At 74.3% G+C, this 25,280-nt stretch carries 23 protein-coding genes and 2 pseudogenes; 12 read left to right on the plus strand and 13 right to left on the minus strand.

The features are described 5' to 3' along the window. Positions 1-35: 35 nt before the first annotated feature. The gene (locus tag ACIOD1_RS11305) at positions 36-359 is read right to left on the minus strand and encodes a hypothetical protein (RefSeq protein ID WP_401901656.1); all 324 of its coding nucleotides are present in this window, start codon (positions 357-359) and stop codon (positions 36-38) included. A gap of 229 nt (positions 360-588) precedes the next feature. Continuing rightward, the gene (locus tag ACIOD1_RS11310; RefSeq protein WP_365613362.1) at positions 589-996 is read right to left on the minus strand and encodes a helix-turn-helix domain-containing protein; all 408 of its coding nucleotides are present in this window, start codon (positions 994-996) and stop codon (positions 589-591) included. A 93-nt stretch (positions 997-1,089) separates the two neighbouring features. On the opposite strand from ACIOD1_RS11310, the gene ACIOD1_RS11315 reads away from it, so the two are divergent. Then, the gene (locus ACIOD1_RS11315) at positions 1,090-1,842 is read left to right on the plus strand and encodes an SDR family NAD(P)-dependent oxidoreductase (protein WP_401901658.1); all 753 of its coding nucleotides are present in this window, start codon (positions 1,090-1,092) and stop codon (positions 1,840-1,842) included. Between the two features lie 57 nt (positions 1,843-1,899). Here the strand turns inward: ACIOD1_RS11315 and ACIOD1_RS11320 are convergent, their stop codons facing one another. Continuing rightward, on the minus strand, positions 1,900-2,694 hold the full coding sequence (locus ACIOD1_RS11320) for an alpha/beta fold hydrolase (protein WP_401901660.1): 795 nt from the start codon (positions 2,692-2,694) through the stop codon (positions 1,900-1,902). Between the two features lie 61 nt (positions 2,695-2,755). On the opposite strand from ACIOD1_RS11320, the gene ACIOD1_RS11325 reads away from it, so the two are divergent. Then, positions 2,756-3,175, plus strand: coding sequence for a MarR family winged helix-turn-helix transcriptional regulator (locus ACIOD1_RS11325; protein WP_365612164.1), 420 nt, complete (start codon positions 2,756-2,758; stop codon positions 3,173-3,175). A 136-nt stretch (positions 3,176-3,311) separates the two neighbouring features. Here the strand turns inward: ACIOD1_RS11325 and ACIOD1_RS11330 are convergent, their stop codons facing one another. The 3 genes from ACIOD1_RS11330 to ACIOD1_RS11340 form a co-directional block, all read right to left on the minus strand. Beyond that, positions 3,312-3,443: a hypothetical protein gene (locus tag ACIOD1_RS11330; RefSeq protein ID WP_401901663.1), complete on the minus strand. Its 132-nt coding sequence runs from the start codon at positions 3,441-3,443 to the stop codon at positions 3,312-3,314. 141 nt (positions 3,444-3,584) lie between these two features. Further along, a complete protein-coding gene (locus ACIOD1_RS11335) occupies positions 3,585-4,967 on the minus strand; it encodes an NAD(P)/FAD-dependent oxidoreductase (protein WP_401901665.1) in 1,383 nt (460 codons plus the stop codon). A gap of 248 nt (positions 4,968-5,215) precedes the next feature. Then, positions 5,216-6,139, minus strand: a complete 924-nt coding sequence (locus ACIOD1_RS11340) for an NAD-dependent epimerase/dehydratase family protein (RefSeq protein WP_401901668.1) — start codon at positions 6,137-6,139, stop codon at positions 5,216-5,218. Positions 6,140-6,210: 71 nt separating this feature from the next. On the opposite strand from ACIOD1_RS11340, the gene ACIOD1_RS11345 reads away from it, so the two are divergent. From ACIOD1_RS11345 to ACIOD1_RS11355, 3 genes and pseudogenes are all read left to right on the plus strand, one after another. Then, positions 6,211-7,185 carry a LysR family transcriptional regulator gene (locus ACIOD1_RS11345; RefSeq protein WP_365612153.1) on the plus strand — a complete coding sequence of 325 codons (975 nt, stop codon included), beginning with the start codon at positions 6,211-6,213 and terminating at the stop codon, positions 7,183-7,185. Next, positions 7,182-8,816, plus strand: a complete 1,635-nt coding sequence (locus ACIOD1_RS11350; RefSeq protein ID WP_365612150.1) for a hypothetical protein — start codon at positions 7,182-7,184, stop codon at positions 8,814-8,816. Before ACIOD1_RS11345 ends, ACIOD1_RS11350 begins: the two co-directional genes overlap by 4 nt. A gap of 300 nt (positions 8,817-9,116) precedes the next feature. Continuing rightward, positions 9,117-9,356, plus strand: a pseudogene (locus tag ACIOD1_RS11355) (STAS domain-containing protein); the annotation flags it as partial. An 88-nt stretch (positions 9,357-9,444) separates the two neighbouring features. On the opposite strand, the gene ACIOD1_RS11360 reads toward ACIOD1_RS11355, so the two are convergent. After that, on the minus strand, positions 9,445-10,194 hold the full coding sequence (locus tag ACIOD1_RS11360) for an ABC transporter ATP-binding protein (RefSeq protein WP_401901671.1): 750 nt from the start codon (positions 10,192-10,194) through the stop codon (positions 9,445-9,447). Positions 10,195-10,384: 190 nt separating this feature from the next. On the opposite strand from ACIOD1_RS11360, the gene ACIOD1_RS11365 reads away from it, so the two are divergent. The 4 genes from ACIOD1_RS11365 to ACIOD1_RS11380 all read left to right on the plus strand — a co-directional run bounded on the left by ACIOD1_RS11365 (position 10,385) and on the right by ACIOD1_RS11380 (position 19,106). After that, a complete protein-coding gene (locus ACIOD1_RS11365) occupies positions 10,385-13,639 on the plus strand; it encodes an FtsX-like permease family protein (RefSeq protein WP_401901673.1) in 3,255 nt (1,084 codons plus the stop codon). 41 nt (positions 13,640-13,680) lie between these two features. Continuing rightward, on the plus strand, positions 13,681-16,431 hold the full coding sequence (locus tag ACIOD1_RS11370) for a hypothetical protein (RefSeq protein WP_401901676.1): 2,751 nt from the start codon (positions 13,681-13,683) through the stop codon (positions 16,429-16,431). Beyond that, the gene (locus ACIOD1_RS11375; protein ID WP_401901678.1) at positions 16,428-17,465 is read left to right on the plus strand and encodes an ABC transporter ATP-binding protein; all 1,038 of its coding nucleotides are present in this window, start codon (positions 16,428-16,430) and stop codon (positions 17,463-17,465) included. The genes ACIOD1_RS11370 and ACIOD1_RS11375 overlap by 4 nt, the downstream gene beginning before the upstream one ends. 102 nt (positions 17,466-17,567) lie before the next feature. After that, a complete protein-coding gene (locus tag ACIOD1_RS11380) occupies positions 17,568-19,106 on the plus strand; it encodes a condensation domain-containing protein (RefSeq protein ID WP_401901681.1) in 1,539 nt (512 codons plus the stop codon). Here the strand turns inward: ACIOD1_RS11380 and ACIOD1_RS11385 are convergent. Together ACIOD1_RS11385 and ACIOD1_RS11390 are read right to left on the minus strand one after the other, a co-directional pair. Further along, positions 19,096-20,331, minus strand: a complete 1,236-nt coding sequence (locus ACIOD1_RS11385; protein ID WP_365613358.1) for a DUF6596 domain-containing protein — start codon at positions 20,329-20,331, stop codon at positions 19,096-19,098. The two genes, ACIOD1_RS11380 and ACIOD1_RS11385, sit on opposite strands and share 11 nt — an antisense overlap. A 70-nt stretch (positions 20,332-20,401) precedes the next feature. Beyond that, complete coding sequence (locus ACIOD1_RS11390) at positions 20,402-20,758, minus strand: YciI family protein (protein WP_365612138.1); 357 nt, start codon at positions 20,756-20,758, stop codon at positions 20,402-20,404. A 223-nt stretch (positions 20,759-20,981) separates the two neighbouring features. Between ACIOD1_RS11390 and ACIOD1_RS11395 the strand changes: the two genes are divergently transcribed. Next, positions 20,982-21,356: a hypothetical protein gene (locus ACIOD1_RS11395; protein WP_401901682.1), complete on the plus strand. Its 375-nt coding sequence runs from the start codon at positions 20,982-20,984 to the stop codon at positions 21,354-21,356. 34 nt (positions 21,357-21,390) lie between these two features. On the opposite strand, the gene ACIOD1_RS11400 is transcribed toward ACIOD1_RS11395, so the two are convergent. The 4 genes and pseudogenes from ACIOD1_RS11400 to ACIOD1_RS11415 all read right to left on the minus strand — a co-directional run bounded on the left by ACIOD1_RS11400 (position 21,391) and on the right by ACIOD1_RS11415 (position 23,361). Further along, entirely contained in the window at positions 21,391-21,660 is a 270-nt protein-coding gene (locus ACIOD1_RS11400; RefSeq protein ID WP_365612132.1) for a hypothetical protein, read from the minus strand. A gap of 92 nt (positions 21,661-21,752) precedes the next feature. After that, positions 21,753-22,760, minus strand: a pseudogene (locus ACIOD1_RS11405) (Dyp-type peroxidase); the annotation flags it as partial. After that, positions 22,718-22,873 carry a hypothetical protein gene (locus ACIOD1_RS11410; RefSeq protein WP_365612129.1) on the minus strand — a complete coding sequence of 52 codons (156 nt, stop codon included), beginning with the start codon at positions 22,871-22,873 and terminating at the stop codon, positions 22,718-22,720. The gene ACIOD1_RS11410 and the pseudogene ACIOD1_RS11405, both read right to left, overlap by 43 nt. A 134-nt stretch (positions 22,874-23,007) precedes the next feature. Then, positions 23,008-23,361, minus strand: a complete 354-nt coding sequence (locus ACIOD1_RS11415; protein WP_365612126.1) for a hypothetical protein — start codon at positions 23,359-23,361, stop codon at positions 23,008-23,010. A gap of 240 nt (positions 23,362-23,601) precedes the next feature. On the opposite strand from ACIOD1_RS11415, the gene ACIOD1_RS11420 reads away from it, so the two are divergent. Together ACIOD1_RS11420 and ACIOD1_RS11425 are read left to right on the plus strand one after the other, a co-directional pair. Beyond that, positions 23,602-23,940, plus strand: coding sequence for a thioredoxin domain-containing protein (locus tag ACIOD1_RS11420; protein ID WP_365612123.1), 339 nt, complete (start codon positions 23,602-23,604; stop codon positions 23,938-23,940). Between the two features lie 155 nt (positions 23,941-24,095). Next, entirely contained in the window at positions 24,096-25,280 is a 1,185-nt protein-coding gene (locus ACIOD1_RS11425; RefSeq protein ID WP_365612120.1) for a cytochrome P450, read from the plus strand.

A 25,280-nucleotide genomic window follows, 5' to 3' on the forward strand; every position in this document is an offset into this window, starting at 1 on the left:
ACGGGCCACGCACCAAGGGCCGCAAAGTGGCGCCGTCAGCGCGTACGGCGATCCCCCTCGCCGTCGAGGCCCGATGCGAGCATCCCGAACGCCCGCTCCGCCGCCGCGACGACCGAGCGGCGGATGTCTTCCGGGTCCCCGCCGGCGACGATCTGCCGACGGATCTCGGCCATGGGGGCCCGGTGGGCGCCGGCGATGGCTCCCTCCGGCAGCCGGGGCAGGGGGTCGTCCGCGTCGGCGTCGTCCTCTTCGGCCAAGGCCGCCGCGAGGGCGGCCTCGGAACGTTCCGCGATCTCGCGCCCCCGGGCCTGGGGGCGGGACTGTCGGCGACGGACCACTTCCGCGAGGTGTGCGTCCACTTCGGCCTGCCGGTTGCAGAACAGGTCTACCTTGGTGGGAAAGTGATTGAAGGCCGTGTTGACCGAGACCCCGGCGACCCGGGCCACCTCGGCGACTACACCCCCAAGCCGGCCTTCGACACCTACCGCCGCCTGATCCACGAGTTCTCCGCCTGACCCGCCAACGGCACGGCCCCGTCCTCGGAGTTCCTCGTTGTGCCGGTCACGCCCGTTTCCAGGCATCGGCTCGTTACGCGTGCGGTGACGCCTGTTCGCTGTCGTAGCGCTCCTGGGAGGCGAGGAGCTCGTCTCCGTGCCGGCCGAACCACTGGATGAGTTCGGTCAGCGGGCCGGCCAGGCTGACACCGAGTTCCGTCAGGCTGTAGGTGACCTGGGGCGGGTTGGTGGGCGCGACATGACGGTCGACGAGCCCGGCCCGGGCCAGTGCCTTGAGGTTCTGCGACAGCATCTTCTGGCTGATGCCACCGACTCGTTGGTGCAGCTGCGCGAAGCGGTGAGGGCCGGCGATGAGGGCCGAGATGATCAGTGTCGCCCAGCGGCTTGTCGTCTGGTCCATGATCGGCCTGAGCGCGCACTTGTTGTCGAAGGTGTCGTGGGCCAGGAGTCGGGCGGCCGTCGCGACCTGCTGAGTTTCCATCACGTGATGAGCTTACAAAAAAGTAGGTACTTCCCCGCAGTAACGGGGTTTCCTACGGTGACTCCCACAAGCACCAACGTTCGAGGAGCCACTGTGAGCAGCAACAACAACGCACGTACGGCGATCGTCACCGGAGCGTCAAAGGGCCTCGGCGCGGGGATCGCCAAGGCGCTGGCCGGGACCGGCGCAGCCGTCGTGGTGAACTACCGGGAGGACGCGAAGGGTGCCGAGCGGGTCGTCGCGGACATCACCGCCGAGGGCGGCCGGGCGATAGCGGTCCGGGCGGACGTATCCCGGGGCGACGAGGTGCGGCACCTGTTCGACCGCGCGCGCGAGGAGTACGGACCGGTGGACGTGCTCGTGAACAACGCGGCCGTCGCCGCCTTCGCGCCGCTTTCGGACATCACCGAAGACGAGTTCCAGCGCGAGATGACCACGAACGTGCTGGGCACGATCCTCACGACGCAGGCCCTGGCCGCGCAGGACGACATCGACGCGGCGTCGATCGTCAACGTCTCGACGGCCGGCACGCTGACCCACCCCCCGTACGCCTCGCTCTATGTCGCGTCCAAGAGCGCTGTCAACGCGTTCACCATCGTGGCGGCCAAGGAGTTGGGCCCGCTGGGCATCCGGGTCAACGCGATCATGCCCGGACCGTCGGACACCGAGGGCACCAGGGCCATGGGATTCCCCGGCTCGGCTCAGGAGGCACAGGCGATCGCCGCCACCCCCCTGGGCCGTACGGGCACCCCGGACGACTACGGCCCGCTGGTGGCCTTCCTGGCTTCCGACGACGCGCGCTGGATCACCGGCGATGTCATCCTCGCCTCCGGCGGCATGCGCTGACAGCCCGTCCGCTCGACGGGCCTTCGGGCCTTCGGGCAACCGGGCCCCGGCGGTTGCTCATTGTTGACGGAACGGGTTGCTCGTTCGGCGCAGGTGGGCGTCGATCAGGGCGAAGGTGGCTTCCGGTTGTTCGATCTGCGGAAGGTGGCCGGCCTCGGCGATGACCTCAAGTCGGCCGTTGCCGAAGGCGCCGGCGTACGCCGCGCCGTAGGCGGGGGTGACGATGCGGTCGCTGCCACCCCAGAGCAGGAGGGCGGGCACCTGGACATCTCCGAGCCGGCGCAGCAGCTTGGGGTCGTGCATGTAGGGGTCGCCGGCGAGGATGCGCATGGTGGCCATGTTGGTTTGCCGGCGCGCGAGTTCTTCGGTCGGGACGTCGGCCGGGTCGAGGTAGTACCGGTCCGAGTCGTGCCAGGAGTGCTCCGCGACGCCGCGGGCGTCAAGCGCGAAGAAATCCGTGATCGGTTCCGTCTCGACCCGCACGCCCACGGCATCGACCAGGACAAGGCCTGTGATTGTTCCCGCGGTGTCGCGCACGGCCATCTCGGCGGCTATCCAGCCGCCGAGCGAGGAGCCCACGACGAGAACGTCGCGCAGCCCTCGTTCGCGCAGGTGGTGGAGGTAGGCGAGGGCGAGGTCGCCGATGCCGGTGAGCCATGCGGGGCGATGGGTGCCGTCCCAGCCGGGGTGCACGGGTGTGAGGGTGTGTGCGGTGCGGGAGAGGTGTTGGGCGAGGCCGGCGACTGTGGCGGGGCCTCCGCCGCCGTGCAGGATGAGGACCGGTCGGCCGGATCCGGCCTCGGACAGCGTGAGGGACAGGTCGGCGTATACGACTGATGTGTCTGTGGGCATGCGACCAGAGTAACTAAACATCCTTAGATAAGCTAGCTGGGTTATGAAGTAGACTGGTTCCATGCATGGTGAGCTGCAAGAACTCGGCAGAGCGGTCAAGCAAGCCCAGTATCGACAGCACCGGGCCCTCGACCGCGCGCTCGCCGCCATCGGCACGACGCTGGCCCAGTGGGATGCCCTGCGTGCGATCAGCCGCTCACCCGGTTCATCGGCCCGTGAGTTGGCCGCCGCTACGTTTCAGACCGAGCAAGCCTTCGGCACGCTCGCCGGTCGCCTCACGGCCCAGGCCCTCATCGAGCGCCGCCCGGGACCCGGCCGCCGCATCGAGCACCACCTCACGCCGGCCGGCGAGCAGGTCCTGGCGGCCGGCCACACGGTTGCGGACCAGGTGCTCGCGACCTGCTTCTCGGGCTTGCCCGGGGCGGACCGCGCAACGCTGCTCGACCTACTCCAGCGCCTCACCGCAGAACAAGACGCGTAGACCCCCCGCGGGCACACCTCATGCCAGTTCCCACCCCTCGCCACCCGCTCACGCGACCATCGACAGCGTGGCTCGCGCCGCTGACGGGTGGCCCCCGCGCACCGGCCTGCCCACGTCCACCCTTCCGCAACAACCCTCAAGGGTTGCCGGGACAGTCGGCCTCGGTCCAGCTCGCGTCGAGGTCTCGGCAGACGACGAGCGAGCCCTCCCAGAACGCGATCTCGTGGCGGCAGCCGTTCGGGTGGGTCAGGACCTCGTCGAGGACCACGGTCCCGAGGCTCTCCCCGTCCCATCGTCCTTCGTCCCCGCCTGTGGCCCTGTTGGCGCACGCAGTGTCGCACGACCTCCAGGCTGCCGGAGCACAGCAGCGCATCGCACCGTTCCAACAGGGCGCGGCCACTCCGCCCGGTCAGGCTTCGGAGGTGACGGTCGCATCCCATTCATCGCGGGTCGGGCCGTCGGGGCGCGGGGAGAAGTCCGGGTAGGCGGTCAGCCAGGCGGTGACGTGGCGGTCCACTTCGGGGGTGCCGTAGGCCTCGGGGGCCGGGCGCAGGAGGTGGCGCACCTGGGCGCGGGCCCTCATGACGACGGGGTCGTCGAAGGCGCAGGCGCCCAGGGCGGCGGCACGCCGGTCCGAGGAGGGCGAACCTTCCGCGAGGCGTTGCTCGTCGGCGCGGTCGGCGGTGACCTGGGCGTCGAACCACGGCCGGAGCGCCCGTCGCGTCCAGGCGTGGAAGTCCGCGGGGTCCGCGGCGATCCGGTCCACGTGGGTGGCGAGGTGTTGGGCGGCGAGCAGGCCGAGGGCCGCGCCGTGGCCCAGGGTGGGGTTGGTGTGGATGAGGCTGTCCCCGACGTTGACCAGGCCGGTCACCACGGGTCCGTCCTCGTCGGCGAAGCCGGTCCAACGGTTGTCCAGGCCGGCCATCGCCAGGACGGGCGAGCGGGGTTCGGAGGCCAGGTCCAGCCAGGCGGCGGTGGCGGGGAAGAGGCGGGCGGCGGCCTCGAAGACGGCGGGGTCGATGAGCGCGGCGCGGGTCGGATCCCCCGTGGAGAGCACCACGTTCACCGCGAAGGTGTCGTTGTCGGAGGGGAAGACGCCGGCGAGCGCGAACGGCGCGGCCGAGCCCGTCTTCACCCGCCCCGGGTCGCGCGGGCCGTCGGCGCGCGTGCGGTACCAGCGGCAGAGGTAGGCGATCCCGGCGCGGTGGCTGTCGACCACGGGTGGGCGGCAGCCGGCCGCGATCAGCCAGGCGGGCACCGGCGAGCGGCGGCCGGCCGCATCGACGACGAGGTCCGCCCGGTGGGTTTCGCCGCCCACGTCGACGCCGGTGACGCGGGGGGCGGGGCGACCCTGCTCGACGGTGAGGGCCCGGACCCGGACGCCTCGGCGCACCCGGACGGTGGGCTCCCGCCCCACGGCCGCGGTCAAGGCCGCCTCCAGCACGATGCGGCGGGTGCGCAGGGTCACCAGTTCCTCGTCGCCGGCGCGGTACGGCGGGTGTTCGTCGAACCAGTCGAAATCGTGGTACTCGCGGGCTCCGCGTGCCAGCAGGTCCGCGTGCACGTCAGGGGCCTCGGCGAGCAACACCGTACGGACGGGCGCGAGGAACGAGTGGGGCTGCACGGCCTGCGGTATTCGGGGTCTGTCCCACTGGTGGAAGTCCCGCTCCAGGTCGTCTCCGGCCTGCCGCGCGTCCTGCTCGAACACGGTGACCACATGGCCCCGGCGCCCGAGCATGAGCGCCGTCCCCAGCCCGCCGATACCCCCGCCGATCACCGCAACCCGCGCCATGAAAGCCCCTTCGCGTCGTGTTGCGGAACGAGCCTACCGCGAGACGATCTTCGTTCTGGCCACCGGCTTCGCACGTCGGGCGCGACGTGGCGGACGGCGGCCTACCCTGACGGCATGGACTCCGCCCCGGACCCCGACCCGGACCTCGATCGGAAGTTGGCGGCATTGGCCCGCCAGGCCATGAGCCCTGTAAGCCATGAGCCCTGTAGGCCATGAGCGGCCACCGGACGTCAGTGGCCGGCGTGGGGTCACCCCGCTTCCCCCCGGCCCACCCCCGCGTGTCGCGCGGTCGCTTCGATCGCCCCGGGCAGCCAGTCGCGGGTGTGGCCGAAGGCGAAGCCGAGGTCGGTGGCGCGGGTGTTGTCCAACGCGTAGGGGCGGTCGAAGGAGAACGGCGACGCTTCCGCGCCCGCCGGCACCCGCCGGTAGCGCGGGCGCCGGCCGAGGTGGTCGCCGACCAGTTCGGCGAGGTCGATGACGGACAGCGCCCCGTGGGAGGCCGCGTTGACCGGCCCGGTGAAGGTGCCGGTCGCCGCCCAGGCCAGGAACGCCGCGATCTCCCGGTGGTGGACGAATGAGGTCGCGTACGCGCCCTCGTGCACGTCGACCGGCAGGCCGGCGCCGATCCGCTCCACGTAGTGCGCCAACCGGCCGGTGAAGTCGGCCGGGCCGCCGCCCAGCACGTGCGCCGACCGCACGCTCACGAACGGGAGGGCCGGCTCGCCCAGGAACTCCGCCTCGGCCCGCCGCTTGCCCTCGGCGTACTCCGCCGCCGGGCCGGAACCCCGGCCGGGCCGCGCGGGGTCGAGGTACGACTCGGACACGGGGGCCACCGGGGGCCGGTCGCCGAGGAGCGTGGCGGGGTCGTACACCTCCATCGTCGAGGTCATCACGTACCGCCCGGCCCGGCCGCCGGCGAACACCCGGCGGGCGACGGCGGCCTGCTCCGGGGTGTAGCAGACCTGGTCGACGACGGCGTCGAAGGTCCGGGCGCCGAGCGCGGCGCGCAGGGCCCGCTCGTCCCCGCGGTCCGCCGTCAGCCGGCCGACGCCGGCGGGAGGGGCGGCGGAGCCCCGGTTGAGGACGGTGACCTCGTGTCCCGCGTCGCGCAGCAGGGTCACGAGGTGCCTGCCGAAGTACCGGCTGCCGCCGATGACCAGAATCTCGTTCATGCCGCCGACTCTGCCCCGGTAGGGTCCCCACCGGAACTGGTCTTCGCCTTGCCCCGTATGAAGGAAAACTGTTGATCGACGTGCACCGGCTGCGCATCCTGCGCTCCGTCGCCACCCACGGCAGCTTCAACCGGGCGGCGGCGGAGCTGCGGTTGACGCCCTCGGCCGTCTCCCAACACATCGCCGCTCTGGAGCGGAGCCTCGGCCACCGGGTGGCCGATCGCAGCACGCGCGGGGTGACCCTCACCGAGGCCGGCCGGCTGCTCGTGGAGACGGCGGAGACGGTCACCGCCGAGCTGGACCGGGTACGCGGCCGCATCGACCGGTTGGCCGCCGGGCGGCCCCGGCTGACGGTGGCGACCTTCACCAGCGGGGGCCGCCACCTCCTGCCCGGGGCGTTGGCCGCGTTCGTCGGCGCCCACCCGGAGGTCGAACTCACGGTGCTGGAGGCCGAACCGGAGGTGGCGCTGCCGATGGTGCGCGACGGGTCGGCCGACCTCGCGCTGACGTACCGCTTCGACGGGCCGCTGCCCTCGGCCGGTCCGGGGACGACGGGCCTCGACTGGCTGCCGCTGATGGCCGACCCGTTGTACGCGGTGCTGCCGCGCGGGCACCGGTCGGCGGACCGGGAGTCCCTGGAGCCGGCGGAGCTGGCCGGGGACCGCTGGGTGCTCGGCTGCCTCAAGACGGAGGCCTACCTGCGGCGCTACGCGGACCGGGCCGGTTTCGAGCTGCGGATCGCCGCCTCCACCACCGACTACTTCTTCGCCCAGAGCCTGGTCGGAGCCGGGGTGGGGGTCTCCCTGATCCCGCGCATCGCCCTGGCCCCGGCCGACGGGTCCGTGGTGGTCCCGCTCCGGGAGCCGCGCCCTGCCCGCCACCTCGGGATCGTCACCCCGACCCGCCCCGACCCCCGCTCCTCGGCGCGGGCCTTCTGCGAAGCCCTGCTCGCGGCGACGACGACGGCGACGGCGGACGTGAGCGCGGGCGCGGGCGTCGGCGTCGGCGTCGGCAGGGACGCGGGCGGCACGGAGGGCGCCCCGTGAACCCGCTGCTGCACGGCCTGGCCGCCAATCCGGCCCTCGCGCCCGATCTCCTCGACCGGCTCTTGGCCCTCGCCCTCTCCCCCGCGCACACCGAAGACACCAAGCACGCCGAAGAGGACGACAGAACCTGGCTCTGCTCCACCCTCGCCGACCGCGAGGACCTCGGCCGGGACCGCGTCCTGGCCCTGGCCGCGCACGACGAGGCCGTGGCCGTCTCCCTGGCCTACCGTGGCCTGCTCGACCCCGCCGACGTGGATCCGGCGGCCCGGCCGGGTGCGGCCGTCGCCCTCTTGGAGGAGGGCCGCGGGCTCCCGCGGTGGCCGGGGCTCCTCGTCGCGCACCCCGATCCCTTCCACCGCGAGAGGCTCGCCTGTTGCCCCGGGCTGCCCCCCGAGATCGCCGCCCGCCTGGCCGGCGACGCCCGGCTGGAGGTGGTGACCCACCTGGCGGGGTACGGGGCCCTCGATCCGGCCACCGCCGCGCTGCTGGCGGCGCACCCGCACGCCGAGGTCCGCCGAGCCTGCGCCGGCAACCCCTCCACGCCCCCGCCCCTGCTCGGAGCGCTGCTCACCGGCGAAGGCCTGCCCCCGGCCGACCTGTGCGCGGTCTGCGACACCGAGCCCGAGCTCCGTTGGCACAACCGGTACGTGCCCCCGGACGGCGTCTGCGAGGGCTCCCACCGTTCGGCCGTCCACACCACGCGGTGGGCGGCGCTCGACAATCCGGCGACCCCGGCGGAGGCCGTCGTCCGCTTCGCCCGGGATCCCGCCTCGCCGCTGCGCCGGGTCGCCGCCGCCCGCGTAGACCTCCCCCAGGCGGTCTACGCGGAACTCGCCGCGGACCCGGACCCCCGGGTCCGTATCGCCCTCGCCGGGAACCCGGGCGTCGGGGAAGCACTGCTGGGCGCGTTCGCCGCCGACGCCGACCCCGAGGTCCACGCGGCCCTCGCCCACCAACCCCGCCTCCCGCTGCCCCTGTTGGCCGCGCTCGCCCCCGCGCTGCGCACCCCGGCCGAACCGTTGCCCCGGATCGCCGCCGCCTCGGAGGCCGAGGTGCGGGAACTGGCCGCCTCGACCGAACCGGGCGTACGGGTGCTCGTGGCCCAGCGCCGCGATCTGCCCGTCGGGGTGCGCGAGGCGCCGGCCGCCGATCCCGACGTGAAGGTGGTCAAGACCGTCGCCTCGCACCCCGGCCTGGGCGAAGACCTGCTGCGCGACCTCGTCGCACGGCACGGCGTACCCGTGCTCGCGCTCGCGGCGGCCAACCCTGACGTCACACCGGCCCTGTTGGAGGACCTCGCCCTGTGGGACCCACCCGTGCGCGGGGTCCTGCGTACGGTCGCCACCCATCCGCGGGCGACCGCTCGGGCCCTGATCGCCTGTCTGGGCGACGCCAAGGCCCGCCGGCGCGCCGTCGCCCACCCGTCCTTCCCCGCCGAGGAGTTGCCCGGGCTGTTGCGCCACCCGGACTGGCAGGTGGCGGAGGCGGCCGCCTCCCATCCGGCACTGCCACCCTCCCTGATGCGCGAACTACTGGGCGAACTGATGCACGAATCGATGCACGAATCGACGGGCGAACTGTTGGGCGAACGACCCGCGGCCCCGATGGACGACCCGCCCACCGGCGGGTGAGGAAGATCGCCGGAACGGGTCAGCAACCCCGCCCCGCGCGGGTGAAGCGGCCCCCGTCACCCGTTCCCGGGCGGGGCGGGGTCCGTTGGAAGGGGCGTGAACTCCCCCATAAACGCGATAAACGGTCCGATACTGCCCGCTTCCGACCCCTTCACCGCCACGCCGGCGCCCCCGCCCGGGGGCGGCACCGGCCCCGACCAACCGCACCAACCGCACCGCCCGCACCATCCGCACCGCCTGGCCGTACGCTCCGCACCCTCCGTACCCGCGCCGCCAGTGCCGCCAGTGCCGCTCCCCCGCATGCGGTCCACGCTTCGCGACGGTGTGCTCGTCGTCAGCCTGGCCGGGGAGTTCGACCACTTCACCTGCGCTCCGCTGCGCTACCTCCTGGACGGGGCCGCCGCACGCGGCGCCCGCCGTCTGGTGCTCGACACGGCCCTGGTGACCTTCTGTGATTCCGCACTGCTGCACGTCCTGGAGCGGTGGACACGGGCCGGTCGCTCCTGGGAGGCGGCCACCGCCTCGCGGTCCGTACGGCTCCTGCTCGACGTGTCCGCCCGGGGACGGCCCGCGCACAGACACACGGGCCCGCTGACGATCCCGATCCCGTCCCCGATCTCGACGCCGGTCAGCGCGTCCGATCCGACGGATCCACGGCCGCCGCTTCCTCGACGAGTCGGCCGTCACGCAACTCCACCACACGGTCGGCGAGTTCCATCAGCTCCGGGTCATGGGTGGCCACCAGCGCGGTGACCCCCTCGCTGCGCACGACGGCGCGCAGCAGCCGCATGATCGAGCGGCCCGTCTCGGAGTCCAGCTGGCCGGTGGGTTCGTCCGCGATGATCAGGGCGGGCTCATTGGCCAGCGCGCGGGCCACTGCGACGCGCTGTTGCTGTCCGCCGGAGAGTTCCCCGGGCCGCTGATCGGCGTGCTCGGCCAGACCCACCAGGGCCAGCAAGGTCCGTACCCGCTCCTCGCGTTGGCGCGCCGGGACCTTGCGCATGCGCATCGGCACGCCCACGTTCTCGGCGGCGCTGAGGACCGGGATCAGCCCGAAGGACTGGAACACGAAGCCGATCCGGTCCCGGCGCAGGGCGAGCCGGCCGTTCTCGTCGAGGGAGGCCAGGTCGGTGCCGTCGAGTTCGACGGCACCCCCGGTCGGGGTGTCGAGTCCGCCGACGAGGTTCATCAGGGTGGTCTTGCCGGATCCCGAGCGGCCCTTGAGCGCGGTGAGTTCGCCCCGGCGGGCCTCGAAGGAGACCCCGCGCAGGGCGTGCACGGTCCGTTCGCCGGTCCCGAAGCTCCGCCGCAGGTCGCGCACCACCACCATGGGCCCGTTCTCCCTGGTGGCGGTGGTGGTGTCCTGCTGCTGCGTCATGGTGGGCTCCCCCTCGGCTCGGCCGTCGGCCGCGCCGCCTGGGAGCGCTGCCCGGCACTTTCGTACCCGCGTGACCGATTCTGCTCATCTGTCACATCAATCGCGCAAGTACCTTCCACTGTCCGTCCGAATCTGACAGCATCGTCCGCTATCCGGGACCTGTGGTCCGGATGGGGGAGGATTCAGGCACATGATCGGCTTTGTCGTGCGCCGGCTGCGCGGACGACTGCCGCTCGCCACCGCCGTACTGCTCACCGTGCTCATCACCACGACCACGCTCACGGCCCTGCTCGCCTTCACGCGCGGCGTGGGCGAGGCGGGACTGCGCCAGGCGCTCACGGGCCCCGGCGCCGCCGCCCGCACCGCCGTACTGCTCAGCGGCGAACACGCCGCGCAGGGCCGGGCCGCGGACGACGGGGCCGTACGGTCCTACGCCGCCGGGGTGTTCGGCGATGTGCCGGTCGGGGTCGAGAGCCTGGCGCGCAGCCGTTCGTACGGCTTGCCCGGCACCCACTCCCCCGGCAAGGAGGCCGACCTGACCCTGCTCGCCTCCCTCGACCGGAGTCGCGTGCGCCTCCTCGCGGGCGGGTGGCCCGGGGCCGTCGCCGCGCACCCGGACCGGATCCCGGTGGCCGTGCCGCAGGCGGCCTTGGCCCGGCTCGGGCTGACGGGGCGGGCCCTGCCGGCCGAGGTGCGACTGGACGACCGCTACGGCGGCCCGCAGCTCGGTCTGCTCGTCACCGGCGTGTACCGGGCGGCGGAGCCCGAGGCCCCGTACTGGCGGCTCGATCCGCTCGGTGGGCGCGAGGTGCGGGTGGGGAACTTCGTCACCTACGGGCCCCTCCTCGTGGACGACTCCGCCTTCACCGCCGGGGCCGTCCCGCAGAACAGCCGCGCCTCGCTGCTGACCCCCGACCTGTCCGCCCTGGACGCGGCGGGGGTCGAAGCCGTACGGGCCCGAGCGACCGCGGCCGACGCCGCGGTGCCGGGCGGTCTGGCCCTGTCGAGCGAACTGCCCACCTTCCTGGGCGAGTTGAACTCGGGCCTGCGCGTGGCCCGGTCCACCCTGCTCGTCGGGGCCCTCCAGCTCGCCATCCTGGCCTCGGCCGCCCTGGTGCTCGTCGCCCACCTGCTCACGGAGCGCCAGGAGCCGGAGCGGGTGCTCCTGACCGCGCGCGGCGCCTCCCGTCGCCGGCTCGGCGTGCTCACCGCGATCGAGTCCTCGCTGTTGGCGGCTCCCGCGGCCCTCCTCGCCCCGCTGCTCGCGCCGCCCCTGCTGCGCCTGGCCGGCCGCCACGGCCCGCTGTCCGGGATGCCCCTGGCCACCGGTGGCGCCGGTCTGCTGTGGGGCGCATCCGTCGCCTGCGCCCTGATCTGTGTCCTGCTGACCGCGCTGCCCTCGCTCCTGCGCGGGGCGTCCGCCGCCGCCCTGCGCATCGGCGGACGCCGGCAGGCCGCCGTCTCCCGCTTCGCCCGCTCGGGCGCCGACCTCGCGCTGGTGGTCCTCGCCGTCCTCGCCCACCGGCAACTGGTCCGGTACAGCGGGAGCCCGGGGTCCTCGGCCGGCGGGAGCGGGCTCCTCGACGTCGACCCCGTCCTGGTGGCGGCCCCGACCCTGGCCCTGTGCGCGGGCACGCTGCTCGTCCTGCGGCTGCTGCCGTACCTGGCGCGCCTGGGCGGGCGGATCGCCGCCCGGGGTCGCGGTCTCGGCCCGGCGCTGGTCGGCTGGCAGTTCGCCCGCCGCCCGGGGCGGTCCACCGGGCCCGTCCTGCTGCTGGTGCTCGCGGTGTCCATGGGGGTGCTGTCCGTGGGGACCCGGTCCACCTGGTCGGCCTCCCAGCACGAACAGGCCGACTTCACCACCGCCGGGGGCCTGCGCGTCACCGGGAGCGACCTGGCCCCCCTCGGGCGGGGCGGCCGGTACGCGTCCGTGCCGGGCGGCGACCGGATGGTGCCGGTGGTCCGTGCCGAGCTGCCGCTGCCGGACGGGAAGCCCGGCGAGCTGCTCGCGCTGGACGCCGCGGGCGTGGCCGCCCGGGTGCCGTTGCGGCCCGACCTGCGCGACGGGCGGTCCATGACCGACCTGTTCGCCCCGCTCGCGGAGCCGAAGACCGCGCACACGGAAGGGATGGCCCTGCCCGGCCATCCGCAGCGCGTCGACGTCGAGGTGTCCGTACGGACCACCGGGGCCGCCGGCCGGCCCCGCCTGGGACTGCTGCTGGCCGACCGCTTCGGGCTCACCCAGCGCACCGCGGCGGCCGAACTCCCCACCGACGGCCGGGCCACCGTCACCGTGGATCTCGCCTCGCTCGCCGGCACACCGCTCGGCTCCGCGGCCGCCCCGCTGCGGATCGCCGGATTCCTGCTGAGCTACGACCCCAACCAACCGTCCGACTCCGGCGCCCCGACCTCCGTAGGCGGCGAGCTGAGCGTCCACCGGATCTCGGCCTCGGACCCCCCCGGCGGGCCGGCCGTGCCCGTCGAGGGTCCCGCGCCCACCTGGCGGCTCGCTTCCCCGCCCCTGCCCGACAACGCCCCGGCGGTGACCCTGCTCCCCGCGGAGACGGCCCTCGCCCGGCTGGGGTACCGGGGCAGCGCCTACCGCGACTGGCCCTTCCAGGCCGTCCTGACCACGGGCGGCCCGCCCGCCGCCGCCGTCCCCGGTGTGGCCACCCACGCCTTCCTCACCGCCGTGGGGGCCTCCGTGGGCGACGTGGTCCCCGTCCGGCTGGGCACGTCCTCCCTGCCCGTACGGATCACCTCCGCCGTAAAGGCGCTCCCGACCGCCGCCGGGCCGGCCCTCGCCGTGGACCTCGGTGCCGCCGGCAGGCTGTTGGCCGCCACCGAGGGCGCGGACCTCCCCGCCGCCGAGGAGTGGTGGCTGCCGGCCGCCTCCGCCGCCGACCCCCTCCCGGCGCGGGCCGCGGCCGAACTGCGCGCCGGCGCGGGCCGGCACCGGCTCCTGCTGCGCGAGGAGGTCGTCGAGGGCCTGTTGGACGACCCCTTGAGCGCCGGTCCGCAGACCGCCCTGGGCGCCTTGGCGGTGGCGTGCGCCGTGCTCTCGGCGATCGGCTTCGCCGCCTCCGCCGCGGCGGCCGGACGCCGGCGGGCCCGGGAACAGGCCGTCCTGCTCGCGCTCGGGGCCTCCCGCCGGCGCCTGGCCGTCACCGCCGCCGCCGAGGGGTGCCTGCTGGTGGGTCTCGGCACCGTCGTGGGGCTGGGGTTGGGCGCCGCCCTGGTGCACTTGGTCGTCCCGCTGGTGGTGTTGACGCCGGCCGGGGCCCGCCCGGTGCCCGAGGTGCTCGTGGACCTGCCCGCGACCGCGACCCTGTGGTTGGCCGCGGCCGTCGCGGCCGTACCGCTGCTGTCGGCGGTGCTCGGCGGGCGCGGTGAACGGACCGTTCGAGGCGCGGCCGCCCGGCTGCGGTACGTGGAGGAGATGTGACCACCCCGCCCCCCGGTCGCGCCGGGGACCGACCCGCCGCTGTGTCGTCCGATCGCGCCCCGGAGCGGCGGCGCGCCGCGCGCGGCGACGCGGGCGCCCCGTGGGTCGGGACGCGGCTGCGGGCCACGCCCCTGGCCACGCTGCTGACGGCCGCGCTGGCGTTCGTCGCCGTGTTCCTGGCCGCCGCCCTGCCCCGCGCCGTCGACCGGGGCGCCGACCGGGCCCTGGCCTCCTACCTGGAGCGTCAGGGGCCCGGCCCGACCAGCCTGATCGCGACGGCCAAGCCGCCGCCTGAGCAGAGCCTGACGGCGCTGTCCTCCGTGGCGAAAGTGCTGGGCTCCGGCGCCGGCCCCGGCTTCTCAGTGGCGGGCTCCGGCCCGGTGTACGGGTCGGCGACGTTGAAGTACCGGGCGATGTCGAACCCCGAACTGACCCGGACCAGTGAAGCCCCGCCCCTGTTGAGGCTCCTCTACGCCCACGGGGCCACCACGCACGCCCGGCTGGACTCCGGGCACTGGCCGAGCGGGAGCCTCGTCGACGGCCGCGTCCCCGTCGCCCTCTCCAAGAGCGCCGCCGACACCCTCGGGGCGAAGCTCGGCACGGTCCTGAACACCGCCTCGGACGTCGCCGACCCGATCGGCGCGGAAGTCGTCGGGCTCTACACCCCCCTGGACCCGGCCGATCCGTTCTGGACCGACCTGCCCTGCCCCACGCAGGCCTGCGCGGTGTCCAACGACGAGTACCCGGTCGCCTATTGGACGACCGCCGCCCTGACGGGCCCCGAGGCGCTGCCCGCGCTCCAGAACTGGGGCGGGGGCGTACAGGACTTCTGGCGGCTTCCGGTGGACACCGCGGCCCTGCGCGCCGACCGGCTCGCCGCGACGGCGAAGGAGATCGCCTCGTACGTGGCCGGTCCCACGGCCAACGAGCTGAGCCGGCGCTCCGGCCGCTCCGACCTGCTGATCACCTCGGAACTGCCGAGGCTGTTCGCCCAGGCCCAGGCCCGCCGGCAGGCGGCCGCCCCGCTGACCGCGATCGGTCCGGCCGGGGCCGGCGGTGTGGCCTTGGTGGTGCTGCTGCTGGCGGCGGCGCTCACGGCCGACCGGCGGGCGGCCGAGCTGCGGCTGCTGCACGCCCGGGGCGGCTCGCGGCGGGGCATCATCGGACGCCTGCTGGGCGAGTCGGCGCTCACCGTGCTCCCGGCCGCCGCCCTCGCGACGACCCTGGCCGTCCTGCTGCTGCCCGCGCACCGGCAGGCCCCCACCCTGCTCGCGGCCGGCGCCGTGACCCTGGTGGCCCTGCCCGCCTTCCCCGTGCGGGCCTTCGCGCTGCTGTCCGGCCCGCGCGGGGCCGCCCCGCGCCGCCGGCTCGTCGTCGAGGCCCTGGTGGCGGCGGCCACGGTGGCGGCCGTCCTGGAGGTCCGCCGGCGCGGCGTCGCCCCGGCGGGCGCGGGGGCGGACCCCCTGCTGATCGCCGCTCCCCTGCTGCTCGTCCTGTCCGCCGCACTGCTGACGGCCCGCCTCCAACCCCCCTGCGTCCGGCTGCTGTCCCGGCTCGCGGGGCGGGGCCGGGGCCTCATCGGGTTCCTCGGGCTGGCGCGCGCCGCCCAGGGCTCCTCGGCGCGCTCACGGCCTCCCGTGCTGCCCCTGGTCGCCCTGTTGGCGGCGGTGACCACGGGGGGCTTCGGGGCCACCGTGCTGGCGGAGGTGGCCGACGCCCGGCACCAGGTGGCGCGGGCCTTCGTGGGTGGCGACGCGCAGGTGGCGGCGCCTCCCGGGGAGAGCGTGCCGGAGGCGTTCACGAAGGCCGCCGGAGCGCTGCCCGGCGTACGGACCTCGCTCGGAGTGTGGCGCGACAGCACCTCCTTCCTCATCGACGCCGACCGGAGTTCCACCCGGATCACGGTGTTGGTGGCCGAGCCGGCGGCCTACGCGGAGCTGGCCCGGACCGCCGGTCGCGGAGCGTTCGACGCCGCGCTCCTGGCCCCGACGGGTGGACCGGACGCTCCCCTCCCCGCCCTGTTCAGCAAGGACCTGGCCGCACACGGCCCCGCCGAGGGCGGCTACCTGCTGCGCCTGGGCAACGGGCGGGAACTGCGGGCCCGGGTCGCGGCGGTGGTCGACGGAAGCCCGGTACAGCCGGGTTCCGGGGCCGCCACCGTCGTGCTGCCCGCCGGGCCGCTCACCGCGCGCGTGCCCGAGACGGCCCGGCCCACGCACTGGTTCGCCGTGGGCACGGTCGAGACCGACCGGCTGCGCGGGCTGCTCGCCGAGGTGGGGCCGGGCGGTCGGGCCGGCGCGGAGCGGTACCTGGTGCGTACCAGTTCCGAACGGGACGCGGAACTGGCGAGCGACCCGCTCCAGGCGTCCGCGGAGCGGTTGTTCTGGGTCTCCCTGGCGGGGGCGGCCGGCTTCGCCCTGCTGGCCGTGCTGCTCACGCTCGTGCGGGCCGCTCCCGAACGTGCGGCCCTGTTGGCCCGGTTGCGGACGATGGGCCTGCGCCCCCGGCAGGGTGTGGCGTTGATCCTGGCCGAGTCGCTGCCCCTGACGGTGGCCGCCGCAGTCGGCGGGGCCGTGGCCGCCGCCTGCGCGACGGCCCTGTTGGGGCCCGCCGTGGACCTGACCACGATGGTGGGCGCCCTCGTGCCGACGGGGGTACGGCTGACCGCCCGACCCGTACTGACGCAGGCGTTGGGGCTGACCGCCCTCGTGGCCCTGGCCGTGCTCGCCGAGGCGGCGTGGGCCGGACGGCGCCAGATCACCACCGAGTTGAGAGCGGGAGACGGACGTTGAACACCGAAGCACCGACCTACGAGGAGCTGCGGCAACAGGCACTGGCCGCCGCCGCGCCCCGCACTCCCGCCGCCGGGACCGCCATCACCTGCGATCGCCTCGTGCGGATCTTCACCTCCGCCGGGGTGGAGGTACAAGCGCTCCAGGGGCTGGAACTGACCGTGGCCCGGGGCGATCTGGTGGCCCTCGTCGGCGCCTCCGGGAGCGGCAAGTCCACCTTGCTGAACATCCTGGCGGGACTGGACGTCCCGACGGCCGGCGCGGCCTCGGTCGGCGGCTACGACCTGTTGGAGATGACCTCCCGGGACCGGCTGCGCTACCGCCGCGAGACGGTCGGATTCGTCTGGCAGCAGACCGCCCGCAATCTGCTGCCCTTTCTGACGGTCAGCCAGAATGTGGCGTTGCCCATGCAGTTGAAGGGCTCCGGGCGCCGGGCCGCGGCGGCGCGGCGGGAGCGGATCGGGTCCCTGCTGAAGGCCCTGGAGATCGACACGCTCGCGGATCGACGCCCCTGCGAGCTGTCGGGCGGCCAGCAGCAACGCGCCGCCATCGCCGTGGCCATGGCCAACGACCCGGCGGTGCTGCTGGCCGACGAGCCGACCGGGGAGCTGGACTCCGAGACGGGCTCCGCGGTCTTCGAGGCCTTCCGCACCGTGAACCGCGAGCTGGGCACGACGGTCGTCATCGTGACCCACGACCCGATGGTCGCGGGCGAGGTGCGCCGGACGGTGGCCATCCGCGACGGTCGCACCAGCAGCGAGGTGCTGCGCCGCACGGTCACCGACGAGCACGGCACGGAGTCGATCAGCGAGCGCGAGTACGTGATGTTGGACCGCACCGGCCGGGTGCAGCTCCCGCACAAGTTCCTCGCGGCACTGGGGATGGAGCACCGGGTCGCGGTCGACTTGGCCGCCGACCACATCGAGGTCCGCCGCGACGACGCCGAGGACCCGACGGGCCCGGCGGACCAGGCAGACCCGGAGGACCCGCCCGCCGCCCCGTCGGACGGCGCGGGCCGCGTGGGCACGGGGTGATCCGCGGCCCCCGGCTGTCGCGACGCGCCCGGGGGCGTCACCTCCTCGTGCCGGGTGTCGTTAGGCGCTCGGGGTTGACTCGGGGGTCGAAGGGATGACGGAATGCGGCAGTTTCCTCTGGAGATGCGTCACGTGGCGCCGGGGCGCGTGGTCGAGTGGCGGTTGCGGTCCACGGCGGCCACCCGGCCCGCGGCGCCCACCGCCCCGACCCCGGACCGGGTTCCCGAACAGGGTTCCGGGCAGGGTTCCGGGCCGGGCCCGGCACCGGGTCCGGGCGACGCTCCGGGCAGGAGGGCCTCCTTCAACCAGGACAAGCACTTCACCGTCGCCGAGGAGAGCCGCGACGCCGAGGACCCGGTCGCGTCCTGGCTGGCCCTGACCTTCGAGGTGGACGGCGCACTCGACGAGGCCGCCCTGACCCGGGCCCTGCTGGCCTTCGTCGAGCGGCACGAGGTGCTGCGCTGCGAGTTCCGGCGGCTGGCCGGGGAGTTGGCCTGCGAGCCCCTGCCCGTGGGCGAACTGACCTTGGAGCCACGGGAGATCGCCTCCTTCGTCGAATCCGAGCAGGTCCGCGACTTCCTGGTCGACCGGTTCAAGCGGAGCATCGACACCCTGGCGTGGCCGCTGTTCACCATGGGCGCGGTGGTGCGCCCGGACTCGGCGACCGTCTACCTCGCCTTCGACCACATCGTCTGCGACGGCATGTCGATGCCGATCGTGCTGCGCGAGGTGCAGGACGCCTACGAGGCCCTGCTGCGCGGCGAGGACCTCTCGCCGGAGCCCGCCCCCAGCTATCTGGACTTCGCCGAGGAACAGCGCCGCCGCTACCTCTCCATCGGCGCCGACGACGAACGTCTCGGCTACTGGAAGTCGTTCATCGCGGGCAACGGCGAGTTCTTCCCTCGCTTCCCGTTGGACCTCGGTGTGGAGCCCGGCCGGATGTACCCGATCATCAACGAGGCCTCCTCGCTGCTCGACGCCGCCGAGGCGGAGGTGTTCGAGAAGACCTGTCTGGCGGCCGGTGCGAAGCCCTTCATGGGGGTGCTGGGTTCGGTGGCCGTCTGTCTGCGCGAGGCCGGCGGCCCGGGGGTCTACCGGGGGTTCATGCCGGTCAGCGAGCGGGGGCGGGGTGCCTGGAACGATGCCGTGGGCTGGTTCGTGAACACGATGCCGATCGAGTTCGACGCCTCACCGGGCCTGGACTTCGCCCAGGTCGTGGCCGGGGTGCGGGACGGGTTCCGGGAGATGATCGGCCACATCGACGTGCCGTTCGTCCGGGCCTGGGAGCTGCTGGCGCCCGAGGAGTTCGCCGCGCGGTCATGGCCGTACCCGGTGAACTTCTTCTCGTACATCGACATGCGCAAGATCGCCGGCGCGGAGCGGCACCGGGAGTGGCGGCCCGCCACCCACGTGTGGTCGGCGCGGGCGAACGGGGCCTGCTCCTGGTTCCAGCGGGACGCCGAGGGGCTGCACATGAACTCCATCTACGTGGACACCGCCGCCGCCCGCCGCACGATGGGGGACTTCCAGGAGGCCCTGCGCCACACCGTGCGGAGCGTCTCGCGCTCGGGCGGCTTCCGCCGGCCGGTCGCCCTCACCTCGCCGCGACAGTCGCGGGAGCACGCTCCGGTCAGGGGCTGATCTCCCCGAGCCCGGCGGCGCGGCCGAGCAGCAGGTCCCGTTCGCGGGCGTTGCGGGTGAGGGAGGCCGCCCTCTCGAACTCGGCGCGGGCCTCGGGTCCGCGCCCGAGCCGCTCCAGCAGGTCTCCCCGTACGCTCGGCAGCAGGTGGTAGGAGCGCAGGGCGGGGGCGGCCGCGAGGGCGTCGACCAGGGGCAGGGCCGCCGCGGGCCCGTCCGCCATCGACACGGCGACGGCCCGGTTGAGCTCGACCACGGGTGAGGGCACCAGCCGCACGAGCCTGCCGTAGAGCAGGGCGATGGCCGCCCAGTCGGTGTCCTCGTACCGAACGGCAGCCGCGTGGCAGCCCGCGATGGCGGCCTGGAGGGAGTAGGGGCCGGCTCCGGCCCGTCCCAGGGCCTCGACGCCGCGCCGGATCAGGAGCCGGTTCCAGCGGGAGCGGTTCTGGTCGGCGAGCAGCACCGGCTCCCCCTCGGGCCCGGTGCGGGCGGCGGTGCGGGAGGCCTGGAACTCCAGCAGCGCGCACAGCCCGTGGACCTCCCGTTCGGCGGGCATCAGCGCGGTCAGCAACCGGGCCAGGCGCAGGGCGTCCTCACAGAGGGCCGGGCGCAGGAGGTCGTCTCCGGCGGTGGCGGCGTAACCCTCGTTGAAGACGAGGTAGATGACCTCCAGGACGGAGGCGAGGCGTTGCTCCCGGTCGGCTCCGTACGGGACCTCGAAGGGCACCCCCGCCTTGGCGAGGGTCCTTTTGGCGCGGACCACGCGCTGGGCGACGGTCGGTTCGGAGGCGAGGTGGGCGCGGGCGATCTCCTGGGTGGTGAGCCCGCAGACCAGCCGGAGGGTGAGGGCGATGCGGGCCTCGGTGGCCAGGACGGGATGGCAGGCGGTGAAGACGAGGCGGAGCAGGTCGTCGTCGATGTCGTCGGGGTCCGCCGGCTCCTCGGGCGGTGGCACGTCCTCCAGGGTGCGGCCGACCTCGGCGAGCTTGCGGGCGTAGGTCTCCTTGCGGCGCACCAGGTCGACGGCCCGGTTCTTGGCGGCGGCCGTGAGCCAGGCTCCGGGCCGGTCGGGGACTCCGGTGCGCGGCCACTGCTCCAGGGCGGCGACGAGCGCGTCCTGGGCGAGTTCCTCGGCGATGCCGACGTCGCGGACCACGCGCGTGACCCCTGCGATGATCCGTGCGTACTCGATCCTGAACACCGCTTCGACCGCCTGGGCCGTACTCACTGCCGTCACGGCCACCCATCAGAGCAGCCGTGACGTGGCAGGGCAAACGCGGCGCGGGGGCGCCGCCGGATCACATCTCCTGGATCTCGCGGACCTCGGCGCCGACGTTCCAGCTCGCCGGGTGGATCTCCAGGAACCGCTTGGTCCATTCGAGGGCTTCGGCCTTGTCCTTGCACTGGATCAGGGAGTAGCCGCCGACGACCTCCTTGGTCTCGGTGAAGGGGCCGTCGGTGAAGCCGATCCGGCCGCCGGACCAGTCGATGCGGGTCGCCTCGGAGGTCGGCAGCAGTCCGGCGGTGTCGAGCATGACGCCGGCCTTGGTGATCTCCTCCAGGAGGGCGCCCATGCGCTGCTCGAAGTCGGCCGGGAACTCCTCGGGGGGCAGGTTCTGCTCGTTGATGCGGATCAGGGTCAGGAAGCGCGGCATGGTGACTCCTCGGTCGGGAGGGCGGGGACCTCCCCCGCCTCTCACCCCTGCGTCGAACGGGAGGGGCTCGGATCGACAGCTCCCGCGAAGATTCTTCGAAGAATCTTCGCGGGCGGCCACCGGACGGGCGCGCGGCCGGTCGCGCGGACCGCTCCGAAGGGGTCCCCGCCGGAGCTACTGGCGAGTAGGATCGCGGATCCCAGGCCCTTCGAGAGGATCCCCGATGCCCCGCACCCCCTCGTCCCCGCTGCTGCTCGCCGGCCTCCTGGCCGGCGCCGGCGTCGCGCACACGGTCGCGCCGAAGCAGTTCGACGCCATCGTCCCCCGGTCCCTGCCCGGCACCCCGCGCCAGTGGACCTACGTGAGCGGCGCCGTGGAGCTGGCCCTCGCCGCCGGTGTGGCCCACCCGAGGACCCGCCGGGTGGCCGCGCTGGCCACGGCCGCCTTCTTCGTCGGCGTCTTCCCGGCGAACGTGAAGATGGCCCTCGATTCCGGACGCCGCTCCCCCGGCTTCCGGGCGGCCGCGATCGCCCGGCTGCCGCTCCAGGTCCCGCTGGTCCTGTGGGCGCGCGGCGTCAGCCGCTCCGCCGCGTCCTGACCCCGCCTCCCCCGGGAGGGCCGCGCCCCCGGGCCTACCTGCTGTCGCCGGTCCAGTCCCAGTGACCCGGATCGACGGCCCGGCGGCGGTAGTGGGCGCGGCCGCCGGGACCGTAGCGCCCTATCTCGGTGGGCAGCCGGGCCTCCTCGGCCAGTTGTGCGGCGCTCCAGCCGGTGACGTCGAGCAGGAGACCGTCGAGCGGGCCGCCCACCAGCTCGCCGTAGACGTGGCCGGGTCGCGGGCCCGGATCGGGGTCCTCGTGGTCGGCGCCGTAGACCCGACGGCGCAGCATCCTGTCGTCCATGGCCCCAGCTTCACAGCCGGCACTGACATCGGGCCGGGCCCGAACGACCAGCCGCGCCGCAGCATCGTGGCCCCGGAGTTGGTGCGGGGCGCGGCCGGCCGGATGTGGGCGTTCGTCGCGATGACCGGGACACCGTCGGGGCGGGCGGCGTCCAGGTCCACCGGAGTGTGCTCGGTGCCTCCCGTCAAGGGCGCCCCGTCGGCCACGCGCCGACCGACGGCCTGCTCCCGGTGTTGCGCGGGCAGCCCCTCCCAGTGGTCCAGGAGCATCCGGATCCGGCGTACGACCACGTACGAGCCGCCGTCCGCCCAGGCCGGAGCGCCCGGGCCCGTGACGAGGACGCGCGGGAGCCGGGTGGGGTCCACGACGGGGTCCGGGTTGGCGGTGCCGTCGAGCTGACCCATGAGGTTGCGGTGGGTGCCGGCCCCTCCGGACGCCCCGGTGAAGCCGGTCATCGACCAACGGGGGCCGGCCGCGCCCCGGGTCAGGCGCTGGAGGGCGCGCAGGGCGTGGACGGCGACGAAGGGGTCGTCGGCGGAGGTCTGGAGGAAGAGGTCGCCGCCGCCACGGGCGGGATCGAGCCGGTCGTCGGGGAAGGCGGGCAGCGGCGCCAGGGCCTCGGGGCGGGCGGCGGACATCCCGAGCCGGTCGAAGAAGCCCGCCCCGAAGGCGAGGGTGACGGTCAGTCCGGCGGGGCCGGCCCCGAGGGCCGTCCCGGTGTCGGCCTCGGCCGCGCCGGGCGACTCGCCCCGGGTCATCCGCTCGGCGGCGGTGGTCCAGGCCTTCAGCAGGGTCACCGCCCCGTCCCGGTCGACGCCGGGCAGCAGATCGAAGCCGGCGAGGTGGGCGTGCGACCGGCGCGGGGTCAGGATCCCCGCCTGGTGGGGGCCGTGGAAGGGGGTCCCGGCCGGCGGGGCGCCCTTCGCCGGCGCCTCCCCGTCCCGCGTCCCGACGTCCCGCGTCCCGACAGCCAGGGCCGCGCCCGCGGCGAGGGCGGCCAGGCCCCCGGCGCCGAGCAGGGCGCGCCGCCGCGGCGGGCGCCCCTCGGAGCCGGCCGTCACTTCGCACCGTCGACCACCGGGTCGACCACCCCGACCCACAGCTGGTTCAGCTCGGAGACGTAGCGGCCGCCCTTGGTGTCCTGGGGGACGACCAGCCGGGGGCCGGCGGCGTCGTCGAAGGCCACGCCGTCCTCGGAGACGGCCAGCAGCACCTGGGACTTGGCGAAGCCCGGGTCGATCTCGGCCCAGGCGAAGACGGTCCGGTGGTCGCCGCCGCCGGTGGCGGAGACGAAGCCGCGCAGTTGGCCGTTCTTCTTGCTCTGGTCGAAGCGCGGCTCGGCGGTCTTCAGTCGTCGTCGAGCAGGACGCCCTGGTAGGTGTGCTCCTGTTCGCCCTTGGCGCTGGTGAACTTCACGGCGGCCGAGGTCTGCGGGAGCTTGCGCAGGTCGGCGAGGGTCAGGGTGTACGGCTTGGCGACGTCGCCGGCGACGCGGACCTGGCCGGGGGCCAGTGGCGGCTGCGAGGCCGTGGCCCCAGCGGGGCCGCCGGACGCCGGCGCGGCGGCCGGGGCGGAGGCGCTCGGCGCGGCCGCGTTCTTGCCCTCGTCGGCGCCCTGGCCGCATCCGGCGAGCAGCAGCGCTCCCGTCCCGATGACCGCCCCGATCGCCGCCGCTCTCGCGCGCGTCCTTCGTACCGTCATGCCCGACCCCTCCGGAAGCGCCGGATGCCGATCCGCAGATGCGGCGGTTTTTGGCTCCGGTCGCCGTAAAGGCCGTGCGCAACATACCTGAGCACCGACATCTGCCCTACAGATCCGGGAGCACTCTGCAGCATCCGCCGGAGGGCTTCCGCGCGGGCCCCCCGGGCGTCGGCGCGCCTTGGTGGAACCACCTACGCTGACGGTCACGACAGACGCGCGCACGACCGAGGAGCACCACCCATGACCCGTCGGGTACACCGACCGCTGGAGGACCGGGAATTCGACTTCATCGTCGAGATGACCGAGGGGCCGGTTCTGGCCTATTTCATCGGGACCTGGCCCAAGGCCGTCGAGTCCTGCCGGGTGATGGACGCCGCGGTCGAGGAACTGGCCCGGGAGTACGAGGGTCGCCTGACGGCGGTCCGTACGGACATCACGCGCTGCCCCGCGACGACCCGCCGGTACGGGGTCACGGGCGCCCCGGCGGTGGTGCTGCTGCGCGCGGGGGAAGCGGTGGCCACCCACGAGGGGCCGCTGCCCCCGGCGGAGTTCCGCGCCTTCCTCGACGCGCTCATCTGACGGGTCCGTTCCTCGACACCCCCCTCTGACGGGTCCGGCACGCCCCCGAGAGTGAACTCGGGCAGGCCGGCCGAAAGTGGCATAGGTGGGATAGGTGCCTGAGGCATGTAATGGATCCCGGCGAGACGGAACCATCGCTTGCGAGGTGCATTCCCATGACCGAAGCCGTTGCCTTTCCGCAGGACCGAACCTGCCCCTACCACCCGCCGACCGCCTACCAACCCCTACGGGAGGGTCGGCCTCTCTCCCGGGTCACCCTCTTCGACGGCCGCTCCGTGTGGGTCGTCACCGGCCACGCCGAGGCGCGCGCGCTGCTGGCCGACGGACGGCTGTCCACCGACCGGACCCGTGACTCCTTCCCGAGCCCGACCCGGAGGTTCCGCGGCCTCCAGAACCGGCGCACCGCCCTGCTCGGGGTGGACGACCCCGAGCACAACACGCAGCGCCGGATGCTGATCCCGAGCTTCTCGGTCAAGCGGACGGCGGCCCTGCGGCCCCGGATCCAGGAGACCGTGGACCGCCTCGTCGACCGGATGGTGGAGCGGGGTCCGGGTGCGGAACTGGTCGGGGCCTTCGCGCTGCCGGTGCCGTCCATGGTGATCTGCGCGCTGCTCGGGGTCCCCTACGAGGACCACGAGTTCTTCGAGAGCCGCTCGCGCCGGCTGCTGCGCGGCCCCGAGGCCTCCGACGTGGAGGAGGCCCGCGAGGAACTGGACGACTACCTGCGGAGCCTGATCCTGCGCAAGCGCGCCGAGCCGGGCGAGGGGCTGCTGGACGAGTTGGTCGGTCGGCTGGAGACCGGGGAGACCGATGTCGAGGAGCTCGCCTCGCTCGCGGCGATCCTGCTGATCGCGGGCCACGAGACCACCGCGAACATGATCTCGCTGGGCACCTTCACCCTGCTGAACCACCCCGAGCAGTTGGAGGAGCTGCGGGCGGACCCGGCCCTGATGTCGGAGGCGGTGGAGGAGCTGATGCGCTTCCTGTCGATCGCCGACGGGATGTTGCGCGTGGCCACCGAGGACATCGAGGTCGGCGGGGTCGTGATCCGGCCGGACGACGGGGTGGTCTTCTCCACCTCGGTGATCAACCGCGACGAGTCGGTGTTCGAGGAGCCCGACACGCTGGACTGGCACCGGCCGGCCCGCCACCACCTGGCCTTCGGCTTCGGCATCCACCAGTGCCTGGGCCAGAACCTGGCCCGCGCCGAGATGGAGATCGCCCTCGGGACCCTCTTCGCCCGGCTGCCGGGGCTGCGATTGGCGGCCGATCCGGAGCGGATCCCCTTCAAGCCCGGGGACACCATCCAGGGCATGATCGAACTCCCCGTGACCTGGTGA

It is taken from the genome of Streptomyces sp. NPDC088097 (assembly GCF_044741845.1).
Classification (GTDB): domain Bacteria; phylum Actinomycetota; class Actinomycetes; order Streptomycetales; family Streptomycetaceae; genus Streptomyces.

What these genes read in the sequence shown, in the direction of transcription:
- ACIOD1_RS11380 (WP_401901681.1), top strand. Translation starts at nt 17,568, where the DNA reads ATGCGGCAGTTTCCTCTGGAGATGCGTCACGTGGCGCCGGGGCGCGTG.
- ACIOD1_RS11390 (WP_365612138.1), bottom strand. Translation starts at nt 20,758, where the DNA reads ATGCCGCGCTTCCTGACCCTGATCCGCATCAACGAGCAGAACCTGCCC.
- ACIOD1_RS11420 (WP_365612123.1), top strand. Translation starts at nt 23,602, where the DNA reads ATGACCCGTCGGGTACACCGACCGCTGGAGGACCGGGAATTCGACTTC.
- ACIOD1_RS11400 (WP_365612132.1), bottom strand. Translation starts at nt 21,660, where the DNA reads ATGGACGACAGGATGCTGCGCCGTCGGGTCTACGGCGCCGACCACGAG.
- ACIOD1_RS11360 (WP_401901671.1), bottom strand. Translation starts at nt 10,194, where the DNA reads ATGACGCAGCAGCAGGACACCACCACCGCCACCAGGGAGAACGGGCCC.
- ACIOD1_RS11340 (WP_401901668.1), bottom strand. Translation starts at nt 6,139, where the DNA reads ATGAACGAGATTCTGGTCATCGGCGGCAGCCGGTACTTCGGCAGGCAC.
- ACIOD1_RS11395 (WP_401901682.1), top strand. Translation starts at nt 20,982, where the DNA reads ATGCCCCGCACCCCCTCGTCCCCGCTGCTGCTCGCCGGCCTCCTGGCC.
- ACIOD1_RS11365 (WP_401901673.1), top strand. Translation starts at nt 10,385, where the DNA reads ATGATCGGCTTTGTCGTGCGCCGGCTGCGCGGACGACTGCCGCTCGCC.
- ACIOD1_RS11320 (WP_401901660.1), bottom strand. Translation starts at nt 2,694, where the DNA reads ATGCCCACAGACACATCAGTCGTATACGCCGACCTGTCCCTCACGCTG.
- ACIOD1_RS11425 (WP_365612120.1), top strand. Translation starts at nt 24,096, where the DNA reads ATGACCGAAGCCGTTGCCTTTCCGCAGGACCGAACCTGCCCCTACCAC.
- ACIOD1_RS11415 (WP_365612126.1), bottom strand. Translation starts at nt 23,361, where the DNA reads ATGACGGTACGAAGGACGCGCGCGAGAGCGGCGGCGATCGGGGCGGTC.
- ACIOD1_RS11310 (WP_365613362.1), bottom strand. Translation starts at nt 996, where the DNA reads ATGGAAACTCAGCAGGTCGCGACGGCCGCCCGACTCCTGGCCCACGAC.
- ACIOD1_RS11335 (WP_401901665.1), bottom strand. Translation starts at nt 4,967, where the DNA reads ATGGCGCGGGTTGCGGTGATCGGCGGGGGTATCGGCGGGCTGGGGACG.
- ACIOD1_RS11325 (WP_365612164.1), top strand. Translation starts at nt 2,756, where the DNA reads ATGCATGGTGAGCTGCAAGAACTCGGCAGAGCGGTCAAGCAAGCCCAG.